The sequence below is a fragment of the Streptomyces sp. NBRC 109706 genome, assembly GCF_000974485.1.
Lineage (GTDB): Bacteria > Actinomycetota > Actinomycetes > Streptomycetales > Streptomycetaceae > Streptomyces.
The window spans coordinates 1,152,484-1,176,216 of the sequence record NZ_BBOM01000004.1; the positions used below are offsets into that span (position 1 = coordinate 1,152,484).

19 protein-coding genes are annotated in these 23,733 nt (G+C 72.7%); 13 read left to right on the forward strand and 6 right to left on the reverse strand.

Annotation, left to right across the window (positions count from 1 at the left end; genetic code table 11):
* Window positions 1-54 precede the first annotated feature (54 nt).
* Window positions 55-1,626 carry a PucR family transcriptional regulator ligand-binding domain-containing protein gene (locus AOM46_RS04825; protein ID WP_062206010.1) on the forward strand — a complete coding sequence of 524 codons (1,572 nt, stop codon included), beginning with the start codon at window positions 55-57 and terminating at the stop codon, window positions 1,624-1,626.
* 159 nt (window positions 1,627-1,785) lie between these two features.
* Window positions 1,786-3,240 (forward strand): aldehyde dehydrogenase family protein, encoded by a 1,455-nt coding sequence (locus AOM46_RS04830; protein ID WP_062206013.1) that lies wholly within the window; start codon window positions 1,786-1,788, stop codon window positions 3,238-3,240.
* 35 nt (window positions 3,241-3,275) lie between these two features.
* On the opposite strand, the gene AOM46_RS04835 is transcribed toward AOM46_RS04830, so the two are convergent.
* Window positions 3,276-4,346, reverse strand: coding sequence for a TRM11 family methyltransferase (locus AOM46_RS04835; RefSeq protein WP_062206015.1), 1,071 nt, complete (start codon window positions 4,344-4,346; stop codon window positions 3,276-3,278).
* Window positions 4,347-4,399: 53 nt separating this feature from the next.
* Window positions 4,400-7,255, reverse strand: coding sequence for a glycoside hydrolase family 3 C-terminal domain-containing protein (locus tag AOM46_RS04840; protein ID WP_062206018.1), 2,856 nt, complete (start codon window positions 7,253-7,255; stop codon window positions 4,400-4,402).
* Between the two features lie 310 nt (window positions 7,256-7,565).
* Here AOM46_RS04840 and AOM46_RS04845 point away from each other — a divergent pair, with 310 nt between their 5' ends.
* The 4 genes from AOM46_RS04845 to AOM46_RS04860 all read left to right on the forward strand — a co-directional run bounded on the left by AOM46_RS04845 (window position 7,566) and on the right by AOM46_RS04860 (window position 12,098).
* Window positions 7,566-9,239 (forward strand): extracellular solute-binding protein, encoded by a 1,674-nt coding sequence (locus tag AOM46_RS04845; RefSeq protein ID WP_062206027.1) that lies wholly within the window; start codon window positions 7,566-7,568, stop codon window positions 9,237-9,239.
* 89 nt (window positions 9,240-9,328) lie between these two features.
* Entirely contained in the window at window positions 9,329-10,393 is a 1,065-nt protein-coding gene (locus AOM46_RS04850) for a sugar ABC transporter permease (protein ID WP_062206029.1), read from the forward strand.
* Window positions 10,390-11,325 (forward strand): carbohydrate ABC transporter permease, encoded by a 936-nt coding sequence (locus tag AOM46_RS04855; RefSeq protein ID WP_062206032.1) that lies wholly within the window; start codon window positions 10,390-10,392, stop codon window positions 11,323-11,325. Before AOM46_RS04850 ends, AOM46_RS04855 begins: the two co-directional genes overlap by 4 nt.
* Before the next feature lie 71 nt (window positions 11,326-11,396).
* Window positions 11,397-12,098: a hypothetical protein gene (locus AOM46_RS04860; RefSeq protein WP_062206035.1), complete on the forward strand. Its 702-nt coding sequence runs from the start codon at window positions 11,397-11,399 to the stop codon at window positions 12,096-12,098.
* A gap of 41 nt (window positions 12,099-12,139) precedes the next feature.
* Here AOM46_RS04860 and AOM46_RS04865 read toward each other — a convergent pair whose 3' ends face one another.
* Window positions 12,140-13,171, reverse strand: coding sequence for a LacI family DNA-binding transcriptional regulator (locus tag AOM46_RS04865; RefSeq protein ID WP_062206038.1), 1,032 nt, complete (start codon window positions 13,169-13,171; stop codon window positions 12,140-12,142).
* A 367-nt stretch (window positions 13,172-13,538) separates the two neighbouring features.
* Here AOM46_RS04865 and AOM46_RS04870 point away from each other — a divergent pair, with 367 nt between their 5' ends.
* The 6 genes from AOM46_RS04870 to AOM46_RS04895 all read left to right on the forward strand — a co-directional run bounded on the left by AOM46_RS04870 (window position 13,539) and on the right by AOM46_RS04895 (window position 21,028).
* On the forward strand, window positions 13,539-15,461 hold the full coding sequence (locus AOM46_RS04870; protein ID WP_062206041.1) for an acyl-CoA dehydrogenase family protein: 1,923 nt from the start codon (window positions 13,539-13,541) through the stop codon (window positions 15,459-15,461).
* 94 nt (window positions 15,462-15,555) lie between these two features.
* Window positions 15,556-16,827, forward strand: coding sequence for a 1-deoxy-D-xylulose-5-phosphate reductoisomerase (gene dxr / locus AOM46_RS04875; RefSeq protein ID WP_062206043.1), 1,272 nt, complete (start codon window positions 15,556-15,558; stop codon window positions 16,825-16,827).
* Between the two features lie 58 nt (window positions 16,828-16,885).
* Window positions 16,886-18,190 (forward strand): RIP metalloprotease, encoded by a 1,305-nt coding sequence (locus AOM46_RS04880; protein WP_062206045.1) that lies wholly within the window; start codon window positions 16,886-16,888, stop codon window positions 18,188-18,190.
* 71 nt (window positions 18,191-18,261) lie between these two features.
* Entirely contained in the window at window positions 18,262-19,416 is a 1,155-nt protein-coding gene (gene ispG / locus AOM46_RS04885) for a flavodoxin-dependent (E)-4-hydroxy-3-methylbut-2-enyl-diphosphate synthase (protein WP_062206048.1), read from the forward strand.
* A 123-nt stretch (window positions 19,417-19,539) separates the two neighbouring features.
* Entirely contained in the window at window positions 19,540-20,385 is an 846-nt protein-coding gene (locus tag AOM46_RS04890; protein WP_370592639.1) for a GNAT family N-acetyltransferase, read from the forward strand.
* A 67-nt stretch (window positions 20,386-20,452) separates the two neighbouring features.
* Window positions 20,453-21,028: a GNAT family N-acetyltransferase gene (locus tag AOM46_RS04895; RefSeq protein WP_062206054.1), complete on the forward strand. Its 576-nt coding sequence runs from the start codon at window positions 20,453-20,455 to the stop codon at window positions 21,026-21,028.
* Window positions 21,029-21,072: 44 nt separating this feature from the next.
* Here the strand turns inward: AOM46_RS04895 and AOM46_RS04900 are convergent, their stop codons facing one another.
* From AOM46_RS04900 to AOM46_RS33015, 3 genes are read right to left on the reverse strand one after another with little or no spacing between them, the layout of a single operon-like run.
* The gene (locus AOM46_RS04900; RefSeq protein ID WP_234313626.1) at window positions 21,073-22,002 is read right to left on the reverse strand and encodes an aminoglycoside phosphotransferase family protein; all 930 of its coding nucleotides are present in this window, start codon (window positions 22,000-22,002) and stop codon (window positions 21,073-21,075) included.
* Entirely contained in the window at window positions 21,995-22,456 is a 462-nt protein-coding gene (locus AOM46_RS04905) for a ferritin-like domain-containing protein (RefSeq protein WP_062206056.1), read from the reverse strand. Before AOM46_RS04905 ends, AOM46_RS04900 begins: the two co-directional genes overlap by 8 nt.
* Window positions 22,453-22,932 carry a hypothetical protein gene (locus AOM46_RS33015; protein WP_062206059.1) on the reverse strand — a complete coding sequence of 160 codons (480 nt, stop codon included), beginning with the start codon at window positions 22,930-22,932 and terminating at the stop codon, window positions 22,453-22,455. Before AOM46_RS33015 ends, AOM46_RS04905 begins: the two co-directional genes overlap by 4 nt.
* A 276-nt stretch (window positions 22,933-23,208) precedes the next feature.
* Between AOM46_RS33015 and rimP the strand changes: the two genes are divergently transcribed.
* Window positions 23,209-23,733 (forward strand): ribosome maturation factor RimP, encoded by a 525-nt coding sequence (rimP, locus tag AOM46_RS04915; RefSeq protein WP_062206062.1) that lies wholly within the window; start codon window positions 23,209-23,211, stop codon window positions 23,731-23,733.

Consider the following 23,733-nt stretch of genomic DNA (forward strand, 5'->3'; position numbering starts at 1 on the left):
TGACCGGCCACGATACGGTTCCTTGGACGTCGATCCCGCTGCCCTAGGTGATATATGCGACCCACTCTCGCCGCCCTCACGCAGCACAGCGCGCTCCGGCTCAGGGTCAGGGCCGGGGAGGATCGGTTGGACGCCGAGGTGCGGTGGGCGCACACCAGTGAGATGACCGATCCGACGCCCTTTCTGGACGGCGGCGAGCTGTTGTTGACCATCGGGCTCAATCTTCCGGTGGACGATCTGGCGGCGATGCGCGGCTATGTGGCGCGGCTGGCCGCCGCCGGGGTGGTGGGGCTCGGCTTCGGTGTCGGGGTCAACCACCCCGAGGTGACCCCCGAGTTGCTGCGGGCGGTGCGCGAGGTGGGGCTGCCGCTGCTGGAGGTGCCGCGGCCCACCCCGTTCATCGCGATCAGCAAGGCGGTCTCCGCCGCGATCGCCGCCGAGCAGTACCGCACGGTGACGGCCGGGTTCGCCGCGCAGCGGGAGTTGACCAGAGCGGCGCTCTCGCCCGAGGGGCCGCAGGCGCTGCTGGCGCGGCTGGCGGCCCAGGTGGACGGCTGGGCCGCGCTCTGCGACCGCTCCGGCGCCGTCACGGCCGTCGCTCCCGGATGGGCGGCCCGCCGGGCGGGGCGGTTGGCCGACGAGGTGCGGCGGTTGGGCGACCGTCCCGCGCCGGCCAGTACCGTCTGTTCGGTGCCGGTCGAGGACGGCGGTCCGGCCGGCGCCGACCGGGTCGAGCTGCAACTGGTCGGCACCGGGCAGCGGGACCGCGCGGTGCTGGCGATCGGCACCGCCGCGCCGCTCGGCACCGCGGCCCGCTACGCGGTGCAGGCGGCGGTGGCGCTGCTCACGCTGGTGACGGAGCGTTCGCTGGCCTACCAGCTGGCGGAGTCCCGGCTGGGCGGCGCCGTGCTGCGGATGTTGCTGAGCGGTGAGCCGGACCATGCCAGGGCGGTGGCGGGACAGCTGTACGGCGGTCTGCTGGACGCGCCGCTGCGGGTGGTGGCGGTCGAGGGCGCCGAGCCGGCGGCGCTGACCGCGTTGGGGCAGGCGATAGAGGGCGCGGCGGCCCGCGCCGGCGAGTCGGTGCTGGCCGCGCCGGACGGCGAGGGGCTGGTGCTGCTGCTGGCCGACGGCGGCGGCGCGGTCGCGGCCTGCCTGGACCACGCGGCGACGGCGGGCGACGGGGTGGTGGTCGGCCTGTCGGCGCCGACCGGCCTGGCCGGCGTCGACGCCGCCTACCAACAGGCCAGGGAGGCGCTGCTGGTGGCCAGGCGGCGGGGCAGATCGCTGGTGGAGCACGACGATGTGGCGGTCGGTTCGGTGCTGCCCCTGCTGGGCGACGACGCGGTACGGGCCTTCGCCGACGGGATGCTGCGTTCGCTGCGCGAGCACGACAAGAGCGGGCGCGGCGATCTGTTGGCCTCGTTGCGCGCCTGGCTCTCCCGGCACGGACAGTGGGACGCGGCGGCGGCCGATCTGGGCGTGCACCGGCACACGTTGCGCTACCGGATGCGGCGGGTGGAGGAGATCCTGGGCCGCTCCCTGGACGATCCGGATCTGCGGATGGAGCTGTGGCTGGCGCTCAAGGCCAGCGGGGTGGCCGCCCGGCGCTACCCCAGGGGCTGAGGCCGGCCGCCGGTTCCCGCCAAAGGGGAGTGTCGGCGCGCCGCGCCGCTACAAACCGGACAAGAAGTCGGGGCGGCCGAGCGCCTACGGTGGGTGCGGGCGAGGGGCGTGCCGCCCCGTTCGCCGCTGGTTTCCCGAGCTTTGGAAGGGCGGACCGCGATGACGACAACGACATCCCCGCAGGCGTTCTGGCTGGCCGGACGCGCGGCGCACGGCGAGCACACCCTGGAGGTCACCTCGCCGTGGGACGGCCGCACCGTGGGGGTGGTGTCGGTGCCCACGGCCGCGCAGACCGAGGAGGCGGTGGCCGCCGCCGCCGCGGTCGCCGAGGAGTTCGCCGCCACCCCGGCCCATATCAGGGCCGCGGCCCTGGACCGGGTTCGGGCCGCCCTTGAGGCGCGCTCGGAAGAGGTGGCGCGGCTGATCTCGGCGGAGAACGGCAAGCCGATCAAATGGGCCAGGGTCGAGGTGGCCCGCTGTCTCTCGGTCTTCCGCTGGGCGTCCGACGAGGCGCGCCGGTTCAACGGCGGCGTCGCGCAGCGGCTGGACGCCGACGCCGGCGGCACCGGCCGGCTGGCGCTGACCCGGCGGGTGCCCTACGGCCCGGTGCTGGGCATCGCCCCGTTCAACTTCCCGCTCAACCTCTGCGCCCACAAGGTGGCCCCGGCGATCGCCGCCGGCGCGCCGATCGTGCTCAAGCCGGCGCCGGCCACCCCGCTCTCCGGGCTGCTGCTGGGCGAGTTGCTGGCCGAGACGGAGCTGCCGGCCGGCGCGGTCAGCGTGCTGCCGGTGGCCAACGACGCGATGCCGGAGCTGGTGGCCGATCCGAGGCTGCCGGTGATCTCGTTCACCGGCTCGGTGCCGGTCGGTTGGTCGATCAGGGACTCGGTGCCGCGCAAGCGGGTCACCCTGGAGCTGGGCGGGAACGGCGCCGCCGTGGTGTTGGCGGACTGGGCCGGTGACGCCGATCTGGACTGGGCGGCCGAGCGGATCGCGACCTTCTCCAACTACCAGGGCGGGCAGTCCTGCATCTCGGTGCAGCGGGTGATCGCGGACGCCTCGGTCTACGACCGGCTGCTGCCCCGGCTGGTCGCCGCAGTCGACGGACTGGTCACCGGTGACCCGTCGGATCCGGCCACCGAGGTCGGCCCGCTGGTCAGCGAGGACGCCGCCCGCCGGGTCGAGGAGTGGGTGAACGAGGCGGTCGCCGGCGGCGCCTCGGTGCTGGCCGGCGGCACCAGGGACGGCGCCGCCTTCGCCCCCACCGTGCTGGCGGACGTCCCCGGCGACGCCCGGATCTCCTGCGACGAGGTCTTCGGCCCGGTGCTCTCGGTGACCCGGGTGGACGGCGAGGCCGCCGCCTTCGCCGCCGCCAACGACTCCACCTTCGGCCTCCAGGCCGGCGTCTTCACCCATGACCTGCGGGCCGCCTTCCGCGCCCACCGGGCGTTGGAGGTGGGCGGCGTGGTGATCGGCGACGTCCCGTCCTACCGGGCCGACCAGATGCCCTACGGCGGCGTCAAGCAGTCGGGGGTGGGCCGGGAGGGCGTCCAGTACGCCATGGAGGACTACACCTACGAGCGGGTGATGGTCCTCACCGGACTCGACCTGTAGGGCCCGGCCGACAGGGCGCCCGAAGGGCAATACAGCTAGACGCCCCGGGCGCCCGTCGGCTTCACGGCCACCACCAGATCACGGACGATCGCCTGGTCGACCCGGTGTTCGAAGCCCAGATAGGGCTCGCTGTCCCGCACCACGAGCCCCTGCGCGGCGAGCACCGCCGTCAGCTCCTCGCGGGCGGCCACCTGAGTGTTCCAGGAGATGCCGATCGCCCCGCCCGGCCGCAGCAGCCGGTTCCACACCGGCAGCGCCTCGGTGAGCAGCGGCAGCGGGCTGCGCGACAGCGCGGGGCCCGCGGTGTCGCGCGCGCGGCTGCCGTGCTGCACCCCGTAGGGGGTGTCGGTGACGATCAGGTCGAAGGAGGCGGCGCGGAAGAAGTCCCCGCTGGCCACGGTGTCCGCCTGCACGGCGTCGACCTCGATGGTCTCGCCCCTGCGGTAGCTCTCCTTGTCGGCGCCCAGGGTCACCGTCAGCCGCCGGCCCACCGTGCGGTGGTTGCGGCGCACCGGGCCGCTCTCGGCGCGGTGCTTGATCCTGGTGTTGCGCAGCCACTGCCGGAAGAAGTTCTGGTACGCGTCGAAGCTCTTGCCGTCCCGCTCCACACCGGCCGCGTCCAGGCCGTACATCACCGCCTGGTTGAGGGTGGTGCCCCGGCCGCAGAGCGGGTCGAGCACCCTCAGCCGGCCGGTCAGCAGCCGCTCCGGACGGGCACAGGACAGCGCGGTGACGTTCAACAGCAGCTTGGTGAAGTCCTCGTTGGTCTTGCCCACGTACTTCTGGATGGTGAGCAGATCGTCGGGGAACCGGTCGAGCCGGCGCACCTCCACCGGGGTCAGGGTGTCGCCGACCCGCTCGAAGAGGGCGTAGAGCCCGGAGAGGTTGGCGAGGTGGGCGAGATCCTCCTCGGTCGGTCGGGGGGCGCGGAACGTCAGATACGGCACGCCGCCCAGCGTGCTCTCCGCGATGTCGGCGAGCCGCCCCCCGAGCACCGTGTCGTTCATCACCAGCAGTTCGGCGCGGGCGAGCCGCGCCGACTGCTGGGCGTAGACCCGGTTGTGCGAGGGCAGCAGCAGAAAGGCGTATGTGTGCGTGGCGTCCATCGCGCCGGATCCTAGACGGTGGCGGGCCCGCGCCCGCAATCCACGCCGTCCGCTCAGTCGAACGCGATCCGCGTCACCCGCACCCCGCCGCGCAGCGTCAGCCGCAACTCCCGCACCCCGGCGACGGGATGGGCCAGATCGACGGTGACCGGCGCGTAGCGGTAGCGGTCGCCGGTGTCCGGCACCGTCCAGGTGGCCAGGACGCCGGCCTCGGCGTCCGCCAGCTCCACGGTGGCCGCCGCGCCGCCGACGCCGGCCACGTGCACCGTGCCGGAGGTGACGCCGGCGCCCAGATCGCAGGCGCGGAAGTGGAGCACCGCCGGACGCGCCGGGTCGGCCGGGGCCACCGCGTCGCCCGAGACGCGGCCGGCGTCGACCAGCTCGGCCCCGGCGATCTCGTCGAAGTCGGCCGCGAGCAGCCCCCGTTCCCGCACCGGTCGAGGCGCCGGCGGTTCCCCCGCGACCCGCCACGGGGCGCGCCGGCGAAGGTCCCGGCTGGAGGCGCCGACGGCCAGCTCGTAGTCGCCCGGCGGCACCGTCCACCGGGAGTGCGCCACGTCCCACATGCCCAGCGCCTCGTCCAGCGGGGCGGTCAGCCGCACCCGGCGCCGTTCGCCGGCGGCCAGGGTCAGCCGCTGGTGTCCGACCAGCCAGCGGTGCGGCCGGGGCAGCGCCGGATCGACGGCCGTCGCGTAGAGCTGCACCACCTCGTCGCCGTCCCTGGGCCCGGTGTTGCTCAACGTCACCTCGGCGACCAGCGTCTCGCCCTCCGCGCGCACCGCGAGCCCGTGGTACTCGAACGAGGTGTAGCCGAGGCCGTGGCCGAACGGGTAGAGCGGATCGCCGTCGTGGTAGAGGTAGGTGGCGCGCGCGGTGATGAGGTCGTAGTCGCGGATGGGCGGCAGTTCGGCGTCGTCGGCGTACCACGTCTGGGGCAGCCGGCCGGCCGGCGAGACATCCCCGCACAGCACCCTGGCCAGCGCGGTGCCCGCCTCCTGTCCGCCGTGCGCGGTCCACAGCAGCGCCGGCAGCGCGGCGTCCGCCTCCGGCACCGCGTACGGATAGGACGAGGAGAGCACCAGCACCGTCGCGGGGTTGGCCTCGTGGGCCGCGCGCCAGAGCGCCTCCTGCCGCTCCGGCAGCCGCAGCGTGGCGCGGTCCTCCGTCTCCCGCCCGTTGATATGCGGGTCGTTGCCCAGCACCAGCACCACGACATCGGCGGCCCGCGCCGCCTCGGCGACCGCGGCGCGCCCGTCGCGGACCGTCTCCACCGTGAAGACCGTGCCGGGTTCGCCCTCGGCGGCAACCTCCAGGCCGTCGGCGGCGACCGACACCGGACGACCGCTCGCCCGATGGACCAGGAGGTGACCAGCCCCGTGCGGTGCCAGCTCGAACACCTCCCGCACCACCCAGCCGCCGGGACGCTCCGCCGAGGCCCGCACCAGGCCGTCGTCGGCGACCGACAGATAGCGCCCGTCCGCCGCCCGCAGGGTCAGCGCGCCGGCGCCCCAGTCGATCAGCCGCAGGACGCCGGCGGAGGCGTCGTCGCCCACCGTCAGCGGCGGCAGATCGGTGCGCCCGGCCAGCAGCGCCGGGTCCAACGCGGCCTGTTCGTCAGGCCCTTCGGCGTCGCCGGCGGCGGCCGGCACGGCGACCCAGCCCGCCTCGGTGCGCAGCCGCACCAGATCGGCGCCGTCGTCGAAGGTGACCGCGCCGACCGCCGGATGGGCGCGCAGCCCGTCCACCGGGCTGACCCGGTAGGGCGGCGAGCCGCTGTACCAGTCGAGCTTGACCTCGTCGGCCAGCGGGCCGAGCACCGCGACCGAACGGCCCGCCGGCAGCGGCAGCAGCCCGTCGTTCTTCAGCAGCACCACGGCCTGTTCGGCGGCCAGCCTCGCCAACTCCCGGTGCTCGGGCGTGTCATGGGCCGCCTCCCGGTCGAACGGGTGCGCCTCGGGATCGAACTCGCCCAGCCGGAAGCGCATGGTCAGCAGCCGCGTCGCCGCGCGGTCGATGTCCGCCTCGGTCAGCAGGCCGCGCTCCAGCGCCTCGGTCAGCGCGGTCACGGTGGGGACCGCGTCCTCGCCGTGGTCGGTGAAGCTGTCGACCCCGGCGCGCAGCGAAGCGGCCAACCCGCTGGCGTGGTCCGGGAGATAGCCCTGCGAGCCGGCGATATTGGACGGCGCGCCCGCGTCGGAGCAGACCACCAGCGGGAGGTCGGTCAGCTCGCGCAACAGGTCGAGCAGCGGCGAGAGATGGTTGGGCCGGCCGTTGACCAGGTTGTACGCCGGCATCACCCCGGCCGCCGCACCGGCCCGCACCGGGCCCGCGAAGGCCGGCAGCTCGTACTCGCGCAGCACCCGGGCGCGCAGCGAGGTGCTGGCCGTGTCCCGGTCCACCTCGTGGTTGTGCGCCAGCCAGTGCTTGAGGACGGGGGCGGTGCGCCAGTACCGCGGATGGTCGCCGACCAGCCCCCGGGTGTAGGCGGCGGCCAGCGTCCCGGTGAGCCCGGCGTCCTCCGCGTAGCCCTCCTCGTTGCGGCCCCACAGCGGATGCCGCAGCGGATTGACGGTGGGGGACCAGACGTTGAGGCCGACCCTCGGATCCCTGGCGCGCATCGCCCGCACCTCGCGCCCGGCTGCCTCGCCGACCCGCCGGACCAGCTCCGGGTTCCAGGTCGCGCCCAGGCCCACGGCCTGGGGGAAGACGGTGGCCCTGCCCATCCAGGCCACCCCGTGCAGCGCCTCCTGCCCGGTGCGGAACGCGGCCAGGCCGAGCCGGGGCACGGCGGGCGCGAACTGGTGCAGCAGGGCGATCCGTTCGTCGAGGGTCAGCCGACCCAGCAGATCGGCGACGCGCTCGGGGACGGTCAGCCCGGGGGCACGGAACGGCGGTGGCTCGACAGTCACGGGAGGCTCCCCAGACGGTGATGGTGGCGGATGCCCCGAGGGTGCGCGGGCAGCCCGGCGACCTGGTTTTTCGAAGCGCTTCGATGCTCGGTTTTCCGTCGGTCCCCTGTCAAGTCCCAGACGGGCGCCGCCGTCCGGGATCATGTGTCTCCATGCTTTCCTGGGCGCCGCCCACGGCCTCAACTTTCTCTGAACCAGGGCTTGTGCACCCCGCTGGTGGGTCTTAACCTCGGCGCAACATCGAAGCGCTTCGACCAGACAGTCCTCCACGGGGTCCCGAAGCGGCCGAACCTTGGAAGGGTTTCCCGCCATGCCGAACTCCCCCTCCGCACCCAGCAGAAGACGGTTCCTCGCCTCCACCGCGGTGGCCGCCGCGGCCACGGCCGGCGGGGTCCCGCTGCTGACCGCCTGCTCATCGGACGGCGCCTCGGGCGGCGGCGGGGGCGAGGGCCGGATCGCGGAGACCGAGTTGGAGAGCATCCTCCCGACGTACCAGGCCTCCGAGGTGGCCTTCGAGCCGGACATCCCGGCGGAGAACGGTTCGAGCCCCGGCTACACCAGCTTCATCGGCACCGACGAGATGGGCGTCACCGTTCCCCAGCCCAAGGGCTCCGGCGGCGAGTTCCGGGTGATGACCCCGCTGTGGGGCACCCCGCCCTCGTCCGGGAACGACTACTGGACGGCGATGGACGAGGCCATCGGGGTGCGGATCAACTGGCAGACCCAGGACGGCAACACCTATGGCGAGAAGTTGGGCGCGGTGCTCGCCGGCAGCGACATCCCCGACCTGGTCTGCGTGCCGGGCTGGGAGCTGCAGGGCCAGATACCGCGCGCCATCAGCAGCCGCTTCGCCGACCTCGGCCCCTTCCTCTCCGGCGACCGGGTGCTGGACTACCCCAACCTCGCGGCCGTGCCGACCGCGGCCTGGGAGTCGTCGATCTTCGGCGGCGCGTTGCGCGGCCTGCCGATGCCGGCCCCGCCCATCGGCGGCGTGATCCCCTTCTACCGCCAGGACATCTTCGAGGCCAACGGCTGGGCACCGCCCACCAGCGCCGAGGACTTCCTCTCCTTCTGCCAGGACATCACCTCCGCCCGCAACCGCGTCTGGGCCTGCGAGGACATGAAGTGGTCCTCGTTCATCATCCACGGCGTGCTCCCCGACAAGCCGCAGTACTGGGAGGAGGTGGACGGCCGCCTGGTCAACCGCTTCGAGACCGATGCCTATCTGGAGGCCCTGGACTGGACCAGACGCCTCTTCGACGCCGGCGTGGTGCACCCGGACGGGGTGGCCAACCAGGGCGACGCGCTGGTCCGCTTCACCTCGGGCGAGTCGCTGATGTTCAACCAGGGCCAGGGCGTCTGGCACAACACCCTCACCGAACAGCGCTCGGCCAACCCGGACTTCCGGATGAACGCCTTCGACTACTTCGGCGTCGGCGGCGAGGACCCGATCCTCTACGCGGGCAACGGCTCCAGCCTGTGGACCTTCGTCAACAAGAACCTCCCCGAGGAACGCGTCCGCGAGGCCCTGGAGATCGCCAACTTCTGCGCCGCGCCCTACGGCACCCGCGAGAACCTGCTGCGCACCTTCGGCGTCGAGGGGGTCCACCACACCGTCGAGGGCGACCAGCGGATCCGCACCCCGCAGGGCGAGGAGGAGGTCGTCCCCGACACCTATGTCTTCATCGCCTCGCCCGGCCACTTCGTCGCCGCCTCCGACGTGCCCACCCTGGTCGAGGACTGGACGGGCTGGATGAAGCGGCAGATGCCGTACGTCAGGGAGACGATCTTCTACGGCCGGCAGATCCAGGAGCCCGACCAGTTCACCAACCTCAACGACCAGTTCGAGGACCTGGAGGACGACGTGGTCCGGGGCCGCCGCTCGATCGGCGACGTCCAGGACGCGGTCGCGGAGTGGCGCCGCAACGGCGGCGACGAACTGCGCGACTGGTACCAGCGGTTGCGCGACGACCAGTCCGCCTGAGGCGCCCGCCACCGCCGACAGCCCCCACCCGGCCGAACAGTCCCCGGCCGGGTGGGTGTCCGGCGTCGAGAACCAAGGAGAAGATCCCCGTGTCCAACAGCACGGTGCCCCGGGCGGCCACCGAACCGGATCGGGAGCCCGAACCGGAACAGGCCCCCGTTCGCGGACGTGGGCCCCGCGCGCGTTCCCGTTCCCGCCGTGGCGATCCGCGGCTGAGGGGCGGCATCACCTTCCGCCATCGGCTGCGGCGGGACCGTGTCCTCATCCTGATGACGCTGCCCTGCGTGGCCGGACTGCTGGTCTTCGCGTACATCCCGATCGCCGGGAACGTCATCGCCTTCCAGTACTTCAGTCCCTACGCGGGCGACGGCTTCTTCGAAAGCATGGCCAACAGCGCCTGGGTGGGCCTGGAACAGTTCGAACGGATGGTCAACGACAGCTACTTCTGGGACGCGCTCCAGAACACGCTGGTCTTCTCCGCGCTCCAACTGGTCTTCTTCTTTCCCGTCCCCATCGCGCTCGCCATCCTGATCAACAGCATCCTGCACAGCAAGGTCAGAGCCTGGGCGCAGGCCGTGCTCTACCTGCCGCACTTCTTCTCCTGGGTGCTGGTCATCACCGTCTTCCAGCAGATCCTCGGCGGCGCGGGGCTGGTCGCCCAGTCGATGCGGGACAACGGCTGGGACGACGGCTTCGACCTGATGACCGACCCCGGCTTCTTCAAGTTCCTGATCACCTTCCAGGTCATCTGGAAGGACGCCGGCTGGGGCATCATCGTCTTCCTCGCCGCGCTCTCCACCATCAACCAGGAGCTGTACGAGTCGGCCGCCGTGGACGGCGCCGGCCGGTGGCGCCGCATCTGGCACATCACCCTGCCCGCGCTCCGCCCGGTGATCGCGCTGCTGCTGGTCCTCCAGGTGGGCAGCATGCTGACCGTCGGCATGGAGCAGTTCATGATCCAACGAACGGCCGTCGGCCCGGGCGCCGCCGAGGTGCTGGACACCTATGTGTGGAACACCGGCATCCAGAACGGCCAGTTCAGCTACGCGGCGGCCATCGGCATCGTCAAGGGCGTCTTCAGCCTGCTCCTGGTCTTCGCCGCCAACCGAGTCGCCCACGCGATGGGTGAGCAGGGGGTGTACAAGCGCGCATGAGCGACACCAGTGTGCTCGTCGAGGACGACGAAGAGATCGGGAAGCGCCGCAGGCCGCCGTGGGAGGAGCAGCCCACCAAGGTGGGGCTCACCGCCAAGGGCGTCATCCTGGGCATCGCGCTGCTGGCGATCCTCTTCCCCCTGTGGATCGTGGTGGTCACCAGCCTCTCGGACGCGGAGACCATCTCCCGCGCCGGCGGCCTGGTGATCTGGCCGGACGGCTTCAGCCTGGCCGCCTACCGGGAGTTGCTGAGCGGCGGACAGGTGGCCCGTTCCATGGTCATCGCCGTCGGCATCACCGTGGTCGGCACGCTCTTCAGCATGACCATCTCGGTGCTGGCCGCCTACGGCCTCTCCCGGATGGGCTCGCTCTGGCACCGGCCGCTGCTGATGACCCTGCTGGCCACCATGTTCTTCGGCGGCGCCGGGCTGATCCCCTCCTATCTGCTGATCCAGACCCTCGGCATGATGAACAGCTATTCCGCGCTGATCCTGCCGATGGCGGTCAACGTCTTCAACATCCTGGTGCTGCGGGCGTTCTTCATGAACGTCGGCCAGGAGATCGTGGACAGCGCCAGGATCGACGGGGCGGGGGAGTTCCGCATCCTCTGGCAGATGGTGCTGCCGCTCTCCCGCGCGGTGCTCGCGGTGATCTCGCTCTTCTACGCGGTGGGCTACTGGAGCAACTGGTTCAACGGCTTCATCTACATCCAGGACCAGGAGAAGCTCCCGCTGCAGAACGTCCTCCAGCAGATCGTGATCGAGGGCGAACGGCCGGCCGGCATGGCCCAGGTGATCGGCACCGGGGCGATCCCCAGCCTGGCGGTGCAGACCGCCGTGATGGTGCTGGCGCTGCTGCCGGTCGCCGTGCTCTCGCCGTTCGTCCAACGGCACTTCAAGAAGGGCATGTTGATCGGCGCGGTGAAGGGCTGACCGAGGCCGCGCCCCCGTCCCCCCTGACTTTCTCCGACCGGCTCACCCCCCACCGAGTGAAGGAGCTACCCATGAGAACCCGAACCCTGCTGCTGGCCCCCGCCATCGCGCTGACCACCGTTGTCGGCCTCTCCGCCGGCACGGCCAACGCCGCCGTCTGGGAGACCTGCGAACAGTGGGGCAACTGGACGACGGACGACGGCTACATCGTCTACAACAACATCTGGGGCGAGGGCGCCGGCACCCAGTGCGTCGAGGCCGACTCCGGCAGCAGCTGGACGGTGACCGCCGACCACCCGAACACCGGCGGCATCAAGTCCTACCCCAACGCGAAGTGGATCGTGAACCAGCCGATCGCCGAGATCGACTCGCTCACCAGCAGCTACGACGTGACCGTCCCCGCCGCCGGCGCCTACAACACGGCGTACGACGTGTGGGACGAGAACTACGACCACGAGATCATGCTGTGGATGAACTGGTACGGCCCGGTGGGCCCGTTGGGCTCCCCGGTCGGCCAGGCCACCCTGGGCGGCCACACCTGGGACGTCTACCACGGCAGCAACGGACACAACAACGTGTACTCGTTCCTGCGCCAGAACGGGAACTCCAGCTCGGGACAGGTCGATCTGCTGCCGATCCTGGACTGGATCACCGAACAGGGCTGGATGAGCCAGGACGAGGTCATCGGCGATGTGCAGTTCGGCTACGAGATCACCTCGTCCGCCGGCGGACTCACCTTCGTCACCAACGACTTCACGGTCAGCGGCGGCTGAGCGGCCCCCCGGGAGCAGCCGACCGACCCGGCGCCCGTGGCTCAGCGAGCCGCGGGCGCCGGGCCCGTGCTGGCCCGGACGGTGAGCGCCGGGGGCAGCAGCTCGATGCGCGGCGGCACGGCGGACGGCCCCTGCCCGGCGGCGCCCGCCCTGGCCATCACCAGCTCCACGGCCAGCCGACCCATCTCCTGGGCCGGGATCGCCACCGAGGTCAGCGCCACCGAGGTGCCGGCGGCGACCTGTTCGGGGCAGACGGCGACCACCGAGATGTCCTCCGGCACCGCCCGGCCCTGCTGCCGCAGCAGGCTGAGCAGCGGCTCGATCGCCGCCTCGTTCTGCACCACGATGCCGCTGGTGGCGGGCCGTTCGTCGAAGATCCTGGCCAGGGTGCCGGCGACCGACTCGTAGGAGCCGTCGCACGGCCGGTGCAGCACCCGCATGCCCAGCTCGTCGGCGCGCTGACGCACGCCCCGCACCGTCCGCTCGGCGAACCCCGTGCGCCGCTCGTAGACGGCCGCGGCCTCGCCCACCACGGCGATGTCCCGATGGCCCAGGGTGGCGAGATGGTCGACGCAGAGCCGGCCGGTGGCCTCGAAGTCCAGGTCCACACAGGTGAGATCGGTGGTGTCGGACGGCAGGCCGATCAGCACGGCGGGGCGGGGCGTCACCCGCACCAGCGGCAGCCGCTGGTCCTCCAGCTCCACGTCCATCAGGATCATGGCGTCCGCGAGGCCGCTGCCGACCACGCGACGGGCCGCGTCCGGGCCCTCCTGGCCGGTGAGCAACAGCACGTCGTGCGCGTGCTCACGCGCGGTGGTCGCCACCGCGATCGCGATCTCCATCATCACCGGCAGGTACATGTCAGTCCGAAGCGGCATCATCAGGGCGATGATGTTGGACCTGCTGCTGGCCAGCGCCCTGGCGCCGGCGTTGGGGTGGTAGCCCAACTCCCTGATGCTGCGCTCCACCCGCTCCCTGGTCGGCAGGGAGATGGTCCGCTTGCCGCTGAGGACGTAGCTCACCGTGCTGGCAGAGACGCCCGCGTGCCGGGCGACCTCGGCGAGGGTGACCATATTCTCTCCAGGAACCGTAGGCGGGGGCGGTGGGGTACGGCGGCGGGGTTTGAAGCGCTTCGACGGCGCCCCTGCGGGCCCACCGCACGTCATGCCGATGACCTTAAACCCGCCACGGAGGGGTGTCCAGGGATCTGTTGAAGCGCTTCAACTCCCGGAACCGCCCCAGGAAATCCCACCGCGAACGGGTGCGATTCACCGCGCAACGGGTACATACGCTCCAGTAGTCCCCCCGCGGTTCCTCCAGCGGCGATCGGCCGCCCTCCGGCGCGTTCCGCCGTGGCCCCGTTCGACCCCGGCGCCCCAGCGGCGCCCACGGGGGTGCGCGACGCCCGACCCCCGATCTCGACGGTGAGGTGACCAGAGGATGACCACCGAACGAGAGGCCCGCCGGATCGCCGAGGCGGCCCGCGACCCGGAGTGGCGCAGGCCGAGCTTCGCCAAGGAGCTGTTCCTCGGTCGGCTGCGCCTCGATCTGATCCACCCCCGTCCCGAGCCCGAGCCGGCGGACGCGGCCGAGGGCGAGCGTTTCCTGGCCCGGCTCGGCGCCTTCGTCGCCGAGCGGGTCGACGGCGCCGCCATCGAACGCGAGGCCCGCGTCCCCGACGAGCTGATCCAGGGGCTGCGCGAGCTCGGCGCCTTCGGCATGCGGATCGCCCCCGAGTACGGCGGCCTCGGCCTGAGCCATCTCGCCTACGGCCGAGCGCTGGCCCTGGTCGGCACCGCCAGCCCCGCGCTGGGCGCGCTGCTCTCCGCGCACCAGTCCATCGGCGTCCCCCAACCCCTCGACCTCTTCGGCACCGAGGAGCAGCGCCGCGCCTATTTGCCCCGCTGCGCCGCCGGCGCCGTCTCCGCCTTCCTGCTGACCGAGCCCGACGTCGGCTCCGACCCGGCCAGGCTGGGCGCCACCGCCACCCCCGACGGCGACGACTACCTGCTGGACGGCGTCAAGCTCTGGACGACCAACGGGGTCATCGCCGAACTGCTGGTGGTGCTGGCCTCGGTGCCCGAGCGGCCCGGGCATCCGGGTGGCATCAGCGCCTTCGTGGTGGAGGCCGACTCGCCGGGCATCACGGTCGAGGCCCGCAACGCCTTCATGGGCCTGCGCGGCATCGAGAACGGCGTGACGCGGCTGCACCGGGTCAGGGTCCCCGCCGCGCAGCGGATCGGCGAGGAGGGGCAGGGGCTGCGGATCGCCCTGACCACGCTCAACACCGGCCGCCTCGCGCTGCCCGCGATGTGCGTCGGCGCGGGGAAGTGGAGCCTGAAGGTGGCGCGCGAATGGTCCACGGCCCGGGTCCAGTGGGGGCGGCCGATCGCCCGACACGAGGCGATCGGCGCCAAGATCGCGTTCATCGCCGCCACCACCTTCGCCCTGGAGGCCATGGTCGAGCTGTCCGGCGAGCTGGCCGACGAGGAGCGCACCGACATCAGGATCGAGGCCGCCGTCGCCAAGCTCTACGGCAGCGAGATGGCCTGGCGGATCGCCGACGAGCTGGTGCAGATCCGTGGCGGGCGCGGCTACGAGACGGCGGACTCGCTGGCCGCCAGGGGCGAACGCGCCGTCCCCGTCGAGCAGTTGCTGCGCGACACCCGGATCAACCGCATCTTCGAGGGCTCCAGCGAGATCATGCGGCTGCTGATCGCCAGGGAGGCGGTGGACGCCCATCTGAAGGTCGCCGGCGCCCTGGTCGACCCCGACGCCAACCTCACCCGCAAGCGCAAGGCGGCCTGGGCCGCCGGCGGCTTCTACGCCCGCTGGCTCCCCTCGCTGGCCACGGGGCGCGGCCATCTCCCCCTCTCCTACGGCGACTTCCGGGTCTCCGACCACCCCGACCTCTCGTCCCATCTGCGGTACGCCGAACGCACCGCCCGCCGGCTGGCCCGCGCCGTGTTCTACGGGATGTCCCGCTGGCAGGGCCGGCTGGAGAGCAAGCAGAGCTTCCTCGGCCGGGTGGTGGACATCGGCGCCGAGCTGTTCGCCATCACCGCCGCCTGTGTGCACGCCGAGCGGCTGCGCGCCAGGGGCGAGAGCGGCGCCGAGGCGTACCAGCTGGCCGACGCCTTCTGCCGGCAGGCGCATCTGCGGATCGAGGAGCTGTTCCCCCGGCTCTGGCACAACTCGGACGGCTCCGACGCGCGGCTGGCCCGGGCCGTGGCCGACGGCCGGCACACCTGGCTGGAGGCCGGCGTCGCGGAGCCGTCCGACGACGGGCCCTGGATCGCCGAGACCCCGAGCGGCCCCTCCCCGCACCCCGATCTGCACCGGCCCGTGCCCCGCGCCCCGTAGCCGCCCGCGCCGGGCGGCCGGAACCGACCCCCGCGCCCCTGGCCGGACCGGGACCCGGCGCGGGGGCGCGGCGCGGCAAGGTGACAATAGGCAGATGACCGAGAGTCCCGACTGTCTCGCCCACCCGCGTCTGAGGTATCAGGACCAGCCGCCGTCCGAGGGCCCGCGCGAGGTGACCATCCTCGGTTCCACCGGGTCCATCGGCACCCAGGCCGTCGACGTGGTGCTGCGCAACCCCGGACTGTTCCGGGTCACCGGGCTGTCCGCCGGCGGCGACCGGCTGGATCTGCTGGCCGGCCAGGCCCACCGGCTCCAGGTGAGCACGGTGGCCGTCGCCCGCCCGGAGCTGGCCACCGAGCTGCGGGAGACACTGCGCGCGCAGTACGGGGTGGGCGAGCCGCTGCCCGAGGTGCTGGCCGGGCCGGACGCCGCCGCCGAGCTGGCGTCCCGCCCCTGCCACACCGTGCTCAACGGCATCACCGGTTCGATCGGGCTGGCCCCCACCCTGGCGGCGCTGAGCGCGGGGCACGTGCTGGCGCTGGCCAACAAGGAGTCGCTGATCGTCGGCGGTCCGCTGGTGCGGGCGGTGGCCGCGCCCGGCCAGATCATCCCGGTGGACTCCGAGCACTCGGCGCTCTTCCAGGCCCTGCTCGGCGGCACGGTGCCCGAGGTCAGGCGGCTGCTGGTGACGGCCAGCGGCGGCCCGTTCCGCGGCCGGACCAGGGCCGAGCTGGCCGAGGTGACGCCGAAGGACGCCCTGGCCCATCCCACCTGGCGGATGGGGCCGGTGATCACCATCAACTCGGCGACCCTGGTCAACAAGGGCCTTGAGGTGATCGAGGCGCATCTGCTCTACGGGATCCCGTTCGAGCGGATCGAGGTGGTCGTCCACCCCCAGTCCTATGTGCACTCGATGGTCGAGTTCGTCGACGGGTCGACGCTGGTCCAGGCCAGCCCGCCGGACATGCGGCTGCCGATCGCCCTGGCGCTCGGCTGGCCGCGGCGGGTGCCGGACGCCACCGCGGGCTGCGACTGGACCACGGCCAGCACCTGGGAGTTCTTCCCGCTGGACCCGGATGCCTTCCCCTCGGTGCCGCTCGCCTGCCGGGTCGGTAGCCTCGGCGGTGTCGCGCCCGCGGTGTTCAACGCGGCCAACGAGGAGTGCGTGGACGCGTTCCTCGCCGGCCGGCTGCCGTTCACCGGGATCGTGGACACCGTCGCGCGGGTGGTCGACGAACGGGGTTCGGAGGCCAGGGGAACCTCCCTCACCCTCTCGGACGTCCTCGAAGCGGAGCGCGCGGCACGGCTGCGCACACGTGAGCTGGTCGGGGCGCACCCGGTCCGGGCCACGGGGGCCGGCCGGTGAGCGAGGCGAGCGCCGCGCGGAGCGGCCGAGGCGGAACGGCGATCCAGGAGATGACGGTATGACGGCCCTGATGTTCATCCTCGGCATACTCATTTTCGTCTTCGGACTGCTGTTCTCCATCGCCTGGCATGAATTCGGCCACTTCTCCACGGCCCGGATGTTCGGCGTGCGCGTTCCGCAGTTCATGGTCGGATTCGGGCCGACGATCTTCTCCCGGCGGCGCGGCGAGACCGAGTTCGGGGTCAAGGCCGTGCCGCTCGGCGGCTATATCCGAATGATCGGCATGTTTCCCCCGGGCCCCGACGGCGCCATCAGGCAGCGTTCCACCTCCCCGTTCCGGGGCATGATCGAGGACGCCAGGGCGGCGGCCTTCGAGGAGTTGCAGCCGGGCGACGAGAAGCGGCTGTTCTACACCCGCAAGCCGTGGAAGCGCGTCATCGTGATGTTCGCCGGGCCGGCGATGAACCTGGTGCTCGCCGTGGCGATCTTCCTCGGCGTGCTGATGGGCTTCGGCATCAACACCCAGACCACCACCGTCGCCACCGTCTCCGAATGCGTGATCGCGCAGAACGAGGAGCCCCGCGAGTGTGCCGCCGGTGACATGCCGGCGCCGGCCGCCGAGGCGGGACTGCTCCCCGGCGACGAGATCGTGGCCTTCCAGGGCCAGCCGGTGGACGAGTGGGGCGACCTCCAGCAGCGCATCAGGGACACCGTCGGCGCCGCCACCATCACGGTGGACCGGGACGGGACGCGGATGGAGCTGCGGGCGAACCTCATCGAGAACCAGGTGGGCAAGACCGACGGCAACGGCGGTCTCGTCGAGGGCGAGTTCATCACCGCCGGCTTCCTCGGCTTCTCCCCGGCCAGCGGCGTGGTCAGGCAGGACTTCCCCCAGGCCGTGGACCGGATGGGCGAGATCATGAGCACCGGCGTGGACGCCATGCTCGCCCTGCCTTCCAAGATCCCCAACCTCTGGCACTCGATCACCGGCCAGGAGGAGCGTGACCAGAACGGGCCGATGGGCGTGGTGGGCGCTGCCAGGGTCGGCGGCGAGATCTTCACCCTGGACATCCCGGCCAGCCAGCAGCTCGCCACCGCCCTCTTCCTGGTCGCCGGCTTCAACCTCTCCCTCTTCCTCTTCAACATGCTGCCGCTGCTGCCGCTGGACGGCGGCCATATCGCGGGCGCCCTCTGGGAGTCGGTGCGCAGGAAGGCGGCCAGGGTCGCCAGGCGGCCCGACCCGGGTCCGTTCGACGTGGCCAAGCTGATGCCGTTGGCCTATGTCGTCGCCGGGGTATTCGTCTGTTTCACCCTGCTGGTGCTGGCCGCGGATATCGTCAGCCCCGTACGGCTGGCCGGGTGAGTGCCGTAGGCTCTGTGGCCGGAGTACGCCCAATTCCGGGACCCGATTCGCACCGGGGGTTGCACACATCCATGACAGCCATCTCGCTGGGAATGCCGTCAGTACCGGCCAAACTGGCCGAACGCCGCGTCAGCCGTCAGATCCAGGTCGGATCCGTCGCGGTAGGGGGTGACGCCCCGGTCTCCGTGCAGTCGATGACCACGACTCGTACCTCGGACATCGGCTCCACCCTGCAACAGATCGCTGAACTCACCGCATCCGGCTGCCAGATCGTCCGCGTGGCGGTCCCCACGCAGGACGACGCCGACGCCCTGGCGACCATCGCCCGCAAGTCGCAGATCCCGGTGATCGCCGACATCCACTTCCAGCCCAAGTACGTCTTCGCCGCCATCGAGGCGGGCTGCGCCGCGGTCCGGGTCAACCCGGGCAACATCAAGCAGTTCGACGACAAGGTCAAGGAGATCGCCAGGGTCGCCGGCGACGCCGGCACCCCGATCCGGATCGGGGTCAACGCCGGCTCCCTGGACAAGCGGTTGCTCGCCAAGTACGGCAAGGCGACCCCCGAGGCTTTGGTGGAGTCCGCGCTCTGGGAGTGTTCGCTCTTCGAGGAGCACGGCTTCCGGGACATCAAGATCTCCGTCAAGCACAACGACCCCGTGGTGATGGTCAACGCGTACCGGCAGCTGGCCGCCCAGTGCGACTACCCGCTGCACCTGGGTGTCACCGAGGCGGGGCCCGCGTTCCAGGGCACCATCAAGTCCGCCGTCGCCTTCGGCGCTCTGCTCAGCGAGGGCATCGGGGACACCATCCGGGTCTCCCTCTCCGCGCCGCCGGCCGAGGAGGTCAAGGTCGGCGCGCAGATCCTGGAATCCCTCGGCCTGCGGCAACGCCGCCTGGAGATCGTCTCCTGCCCGTCCTGCGGTCGGGCCCAGGTCGACGTCTACAAGCTGGCCGAGGAGGTCACCGCCGGTCTCGACGGCATGGAGGTGCCGCTCCGCGTCGCCGTCATGGGCTGTGTCGTCAACGGCCCGGGCGAGGCCAGGGAGGCCGACCTCGGCGTCGCCTCCGGCAACGGCAAGGGGCAGATCTTCGTCAAGGGCGAGGTCATCAAGACCGTGCCCGAGTCCAAGATCGTGGAGACCCTGATCGACGAGGCCATGAAGATCGCCGAGCAGATGGAGCGCGACGGCGTCGCCGCCGGCGAGCCCGAGGTCGCCGTCGGCTGAGCCGCACACGCGTTCCCGCGCTGGCCCCTCCCCGAGGGGCCGGCGCGCGGTACAGTGCCGGCGTCCCGTCGACCCCCATCGAACACTCAACACCGAAGACCGCGACCGCGAGGCCGTCCCGTGCTGATCACTCCCTCTGTCCGGGTCATCGCGCCCGAGGAGCTGAGCCCGGTGCTCGCCCTGCTCGACGAGGACCCGGTGGCCAACGCCTTCGTCACCGCCCGGGTGCTCGACTCCCGCCTCGAACCACCCTTCCTGGGCGGCGAGATGTGGGGGCACTACCGGCGCGGCCGGCTCACCGCCCTCTGCTACGCGGGCGCCAACCTGGTCCCCATCCAGGCCGACGACGAAGCCGTCCGGGCCTTCGCCGCCCGCGCCAGGGCCCAGGGCCGACGCTGCTCCTCCATCGTCGGCCCGGTCCCGGCCACCGCCAGGCTCTGGAGCCTGCTGGAGCCGCACTGGGGCCCCGCCAGGGAGGTACGCGCCCGCCAGCCGCTGCTCGCCACCCGCACCGTCCCCACCGAGGTCGCCCCCGACCCCCGGGTGCGGCGGATGCGCAAGGACGAGATGCCGCTGGTGCTGCCAGCCGCCGTGGACATGTTCACCGAGGAGGTCGGCATCTCCCCGCTGGACGCCGAGGACGGCGGGCTGACCTACCAGGCCAGGGTCGCCGAGATCGTCGGCGCCGGCCGGTGCTTCGCCCGGGTGGAGGACGGCCGGATCGTCTTCAAGGCCGAGATCGGCGCCGTCACCCCCCAGTGCTGCCAGCTCCAGGGCGTCTGGACGGCACCCGACCGCCGCGGCGAGGGCCTGGCCACCCGGGGCCTCGCCACCGTGCTGCGGCACGCCCTGGCCGAGACCGCCCCGCTGGTCAGCCTCTACGCCAACGACTTCAACGCCCCGGCGCTCGCCGTCTACCGGCGGCTCGGTTTCACCGAGGTGGGCGCCCTGATGAGCGTCCTCTTCTGAGGGCGGGCCCCGCGCATGCGGGCCACCGGACGCGACGGGCGTCCGCGCGGCGCGTTAGCCTCCCGGCATGACACGTTCTCCTGGTGAGGCAGCGGTGGACGCCTCCGACGAGGTCACCGTTGGACCGCTCGACCTGGCCGCCCGGGTGGACGAGGCGCTGGCCGTCCAGGCCGAGGCGTTCGGGCTCAGCCGGGAGGAGGTGGAGGTGCGCCGCCATATCGTGCTGCGCCATCTGGCCACCCCGGGCGCCCGCGCCCTCGGCGCCACCCGGCGCGCCGACGACCGCCTGGTCGGCTTCGTCTACGGCATGCCCAACGACCGGGTGCAGTGGTGGTCGACCGTCGTGGAGCCCTATCTGCGCCGCGAGGGCAACGAGGGCTGGCTGGAGGGCTCGTTCACCATCACCGAACTCCATGTGCTGTCGGCCTACCAGCACCGGGGCATAGGCCGCCGCCTGATCACCACGCTCACCGACCAGGCCAGCGAGCCCCGGTCGATCCTCTCCGCGATCGACACCGAGTCACCCGCCCGGGAGCTCTACCGCAAGCTCGGCTACCGCGACCTCGCCCGCCGGGTGCTCTTCCCCGCCGCGCCCAGCCCCTACGCCGTGATGGGCGCGCCCCTGCCGCTGCTGCGTCCCTGACCGGGAACGGGCGCCGCGCCGAGCGGAGTTCACCGCCAGCTGGCTCACAACCAGCTGGCGAACTCGAAAAGAGCCTCGCCGTCCGCCCGCCGCCCGGCGGCCGACTGCCGCACCCCCGAGGCCACCCCCCGGTACAGCGCCCAGCGGCGCAGCCGCTCCGGATCGGCCTCGACCGAATCCGCCAGCCGGTTCACCCGCCGCCGCGCGATGGCGGCGGCACCGGGCGACGCCATCAGATCGTGCAGCCGGTCCCGCACCAGCCGCGCCAGATCGAAGGCCCGCTCACCCACCACCGGACGCGGCCCCACCGTCAGCCACCGGGCGCGCTCCTCGTCCGACGCCAACACCGCGCCCTGCCGGAAGTCCCCGTGCAGCAGCAGCTCCTCGGGCGGCTCGGCCAGCAGCTCGTCCCTGGCCGCCAGCGCCGCCTCGACCAGCGGCCCCACCTCCGAGCCCGCCACCGCCCGCAGCGCCGGCAGCTCCCCGGCCGTGTGCTCGGCCACCGAGGGGAACGGATGCCCCTCGCCCGGCGCCACCCACAGCCGCCGCACCGTCGAGACGGCCTCCAACGTCGCCTTGGCGTCCGGCAGCGAACGCAGCGACGTCTCGCCGTGCAGCCGCTCCAACAGCAGCGCGCCCGCCTCGGGCGCCGCGTCCAGCGCCCGCACAGCGCCCAGACCGTCCCAGCGGCGCAGCGCCGCCAACTCAAGGACGGCCGGCGGGGGTTGCCCGGGAGCGCCGGGGGCGAGCAGCTTCAACGCGGCCCGGGAACCGTCCGCACGGCGCACCAGCACCGCCACGCTGTCGCGCCCACCGGGCTCCACCACCCGCTCGGGCGTCACCCCGAACCGCGCGCACATCTCCTCCACCAGCGCCGGCAGCCCCGCCAACCAGCCGGCCCCGCCCGGGCCCAACGCCTCCGCCAGCCGCCTCGGCGGCGCCAGTCCCCGTGCCGACTCCATGACCTCAGCCATCCCCCTGGCTCTCCTCGCGATACTCCGTCAGACCGGGAAAGGCCTCCACCCGGCCGCCCCAACGGGCCGCCAGCACCGCCGCGTCACGCAGCGCGCCGGCCGCCTCGCGGCGCGCCTTCCCCTCGGCGACCAGCACCAGATCGGCATAGGCGCCCGCCAGCCCGGTCTCCAGCTCGACGGCCAACCGCACCGCCCCCGCCTCGTCGGCGACCTCGAACGGCAGCGCGTAGCCGGCGGCCGAGGCCACCGGGCTCGCGCCCAGCTCCCGCACCGTCCCCTGGAGCGCGTCCCGCCGCGCGCGATGCGCCTCGTACGCCTCCCGCGCCTCGCCGCCGCGCTCCTCGCCGAGCAGCGCGCCGACCACCCCGTAGCCGTAGACGGCGGCGTGTTCGGCGGCCAGCGCGGCCTGCGTCGCCTCCAGCGCCGGCGCCGCCTCCTCGTCGGCGGTCCTCATGCCCGCACCCCTTCCAACAGCTGTGCCTGGGCGGCGCCGGCCGCCGCCAACGAGGCCAGCAGCCTGGCCAGTTCGGGCGGTGCCTCGTCGAGCGCCGCCAACCGTTCGTCCGAGGTCCGCCGCTCGTCCTCGATCAGCGCGCCCACCGCGTCGGCCGGCTCGGCCGGCACCTCGGGGGGCGCCCCGGCCGGGCCGGTCGCCGAACCGTCGCTGAGCGCCCGCAGATGGGCCACGGCCACATCGCGGAACGGCGCCAGCGCCTCGGCCAGCGCCGGATGCGCCTCGGCCGTCGCGTCGTAGCGGGAGACCAGCGCCGTGCTCCGGCGAGCGGTCCTTCGCCGCAGCCCCTGCACGCTGACCGCAGACACCGACTGCCCGCCGGGACGCGCCCCCGCGTCCGTGGAACAGCCGGCGACCGCGCCGGTCAGGGTGAGGGCCGCGCCGGCGGCCAGGAACGAACGTCTGGGCAGGCCCATGGGCATGGTTTCCCCGTTTTCCCGTTTTCCCGCAGTTTTCCGTGTCGGAGTGCCTCGTTGGGGCGGGCCGGCGTCCTCCGGCCCCGGCCGGGAAGATCACCGCCCCGTGAGCGTACCCGTGCCCTCCCGGTAACCCGGTGCCACCCCACCTCCCGGCGTGCCAGGCCCCAGGCCAAGGCGGTCGGCGATCCATCCGGCAGGCGATAGGCTGCTGGGACGAGACCGCCAACACGAGGGCCGTCCCACAACAGCAGACGCGGCCGAGGAGTCACCCGGATGAGCACCCAGATCGACAGGCTGCGGGAGTTGGTCCAGCCGCTGGCCACCCGGCACGAGATGGATCTTGAGGAAGTGAAGATCACCACGGCTGGGCGGCGCCGGGTCCTCGCTGTGGTGGTGGACACCGACGACGGCGTGGGGCTCGACGCCTGCGCCGAGCTGAGCCGCGAGGTGTCGGAGGCGCTGGACACCACCGACATCATGGGCGGCGCCCCCTATGTGCTGGAGGTCACCTCGCCCGGCGCCGAGCGTCCGCTCACGGAGTCCCGGCACTACCGCCGCTCCGTCGGCCGGCTGCTGTGGCTGCGCCCGCACCAGGGCGCGGACCTCACGGCCCGGCTGACCGAGGTGGACGACGAGGGCGTGGTGGTCGAGGTGCCGGGGGAGAAGGGGCGCAAGCCCACGGTCCGCCGGCTCGCCTTCGCCGAGATCGCGAAGGCGCGGGTCGAGCTGGAGTTCAACCGCAAGGCGGACGACAAGCAGTCGGCCGCGTCCGCTGACGAGAGCCTGAAGGAGGCGTAA

Bases quoted from the DNA above. Each gene is read 5' to 3' on its own strand.
- AOM46_RS04880 (WP_062206045.1), top strand. From the start codon at position 16,886: ATGACGGCCCTGATGTTCATCCTCGGCATACTCATTTTCGTCTTCGGA.
- AOM46_RS04895 (WP_062206054.1), top strand. From the start codon at position 20,453: ATGACACGTTCTCCTGGTGAGGCAGCGGTGGACGCCTCCGACGAGGTC.
- AOM46_RS33015 (WP_062206059.1), bottom strand. From the start codon at position 22,932: ATGGGCCTGCCCAGACGTTCGTTCCTGGCCGCCGGCGCGGCCCTCACC.
- rimP (WP_062206062.1), top strand. From the start codon at position 23,209: ATGAGCACCCAGATCGACAGGCTGCGGGAGTTGGTCCAGCCGCTGGCC.
- AOM46_RS04855 (WP_062206032.1), top strand. From the start codon at position 10,390: ATGAGCGACACCAGTGTGCTCGTCGAGGACGACGAAGAGATCGGGAAG.
- AOM46_RS04905 (WP_062206056.1), bottom strand. From the start codon at position 22,456: ATGAGGACCGCCGACGAGGAGGCGGCGCCGGCGCTGGAGGCGACGCAG.
- ispG (WP_062206048.1), top strand. From the start codon at position 18,262: ATGACAGCCATCTCGCTGGGAATGCCGTCAGTACCGGCCAAACTGGCC.
- AOM46_RS04900 (WP_234313626.1), bottom strand. From the start codon at position 22,002: ATGGCTGAGGTCATGGAGTCGGCACGGGGACTGGCGCCGCCGAGGCGG.
- AOM46_RS04830 (WP_062206013.1), top strand. From the start codon at position 1,786: ATGACGACAACGACATCCCCGCAGGCGTTCTGGCTGGCCGGACGCGCG.
- dxr (WP_062206043.1), top strand. From the start codon at position 15,556: ATGACCGAGAGTCCCGACTGTCTCGCCCACCCGCGTCTGAGGTATCAG.
- AOM46_RS04865 (WP_062206038.1), bottom strand. From the start codon at position 13,171: ATGGTCACCCTCGCCGAGGTCGCCCGGCACGCGGGCGTCTCTGCCAGC.
- AOM46_RS04845 (WP_062206027.1), top strand. From the start codon at position 7,566: ATGCCGAACTCCCCCTCCGCACCCAGCAGAAGACGGTTCCTCGCCTCC.
- AOM46_RS04825 (WP_062206010.1), top strand. From the start codon at position 55: ATGCGACCCACTCTCGCCGCCCTCACGCAGCACAGCGCGCTCCGGCTC.
- AOM46_RS04870 (WP_062206041.1), top strand. From the start codon at position 13,539: ATGACCACCGAACGAGAGGCCCGCCGGATCGCCGAGGCGGCCCGCGAC.
- AOM46_RS04835 (WP_062206015.1), bottom strand. From the start codon at position 4,346: ATGGACGCCACGCACACATACGCCTTTCTGCTGCTGCCCTCGCACAAC.
- AOM46_RS04860 (WP_062206035.1), top strand. From the start codon at position 11,397: ATGAGAACCCGAACCCTGCTGCTGGCCCCCGCCATCGCGCTGACCACC.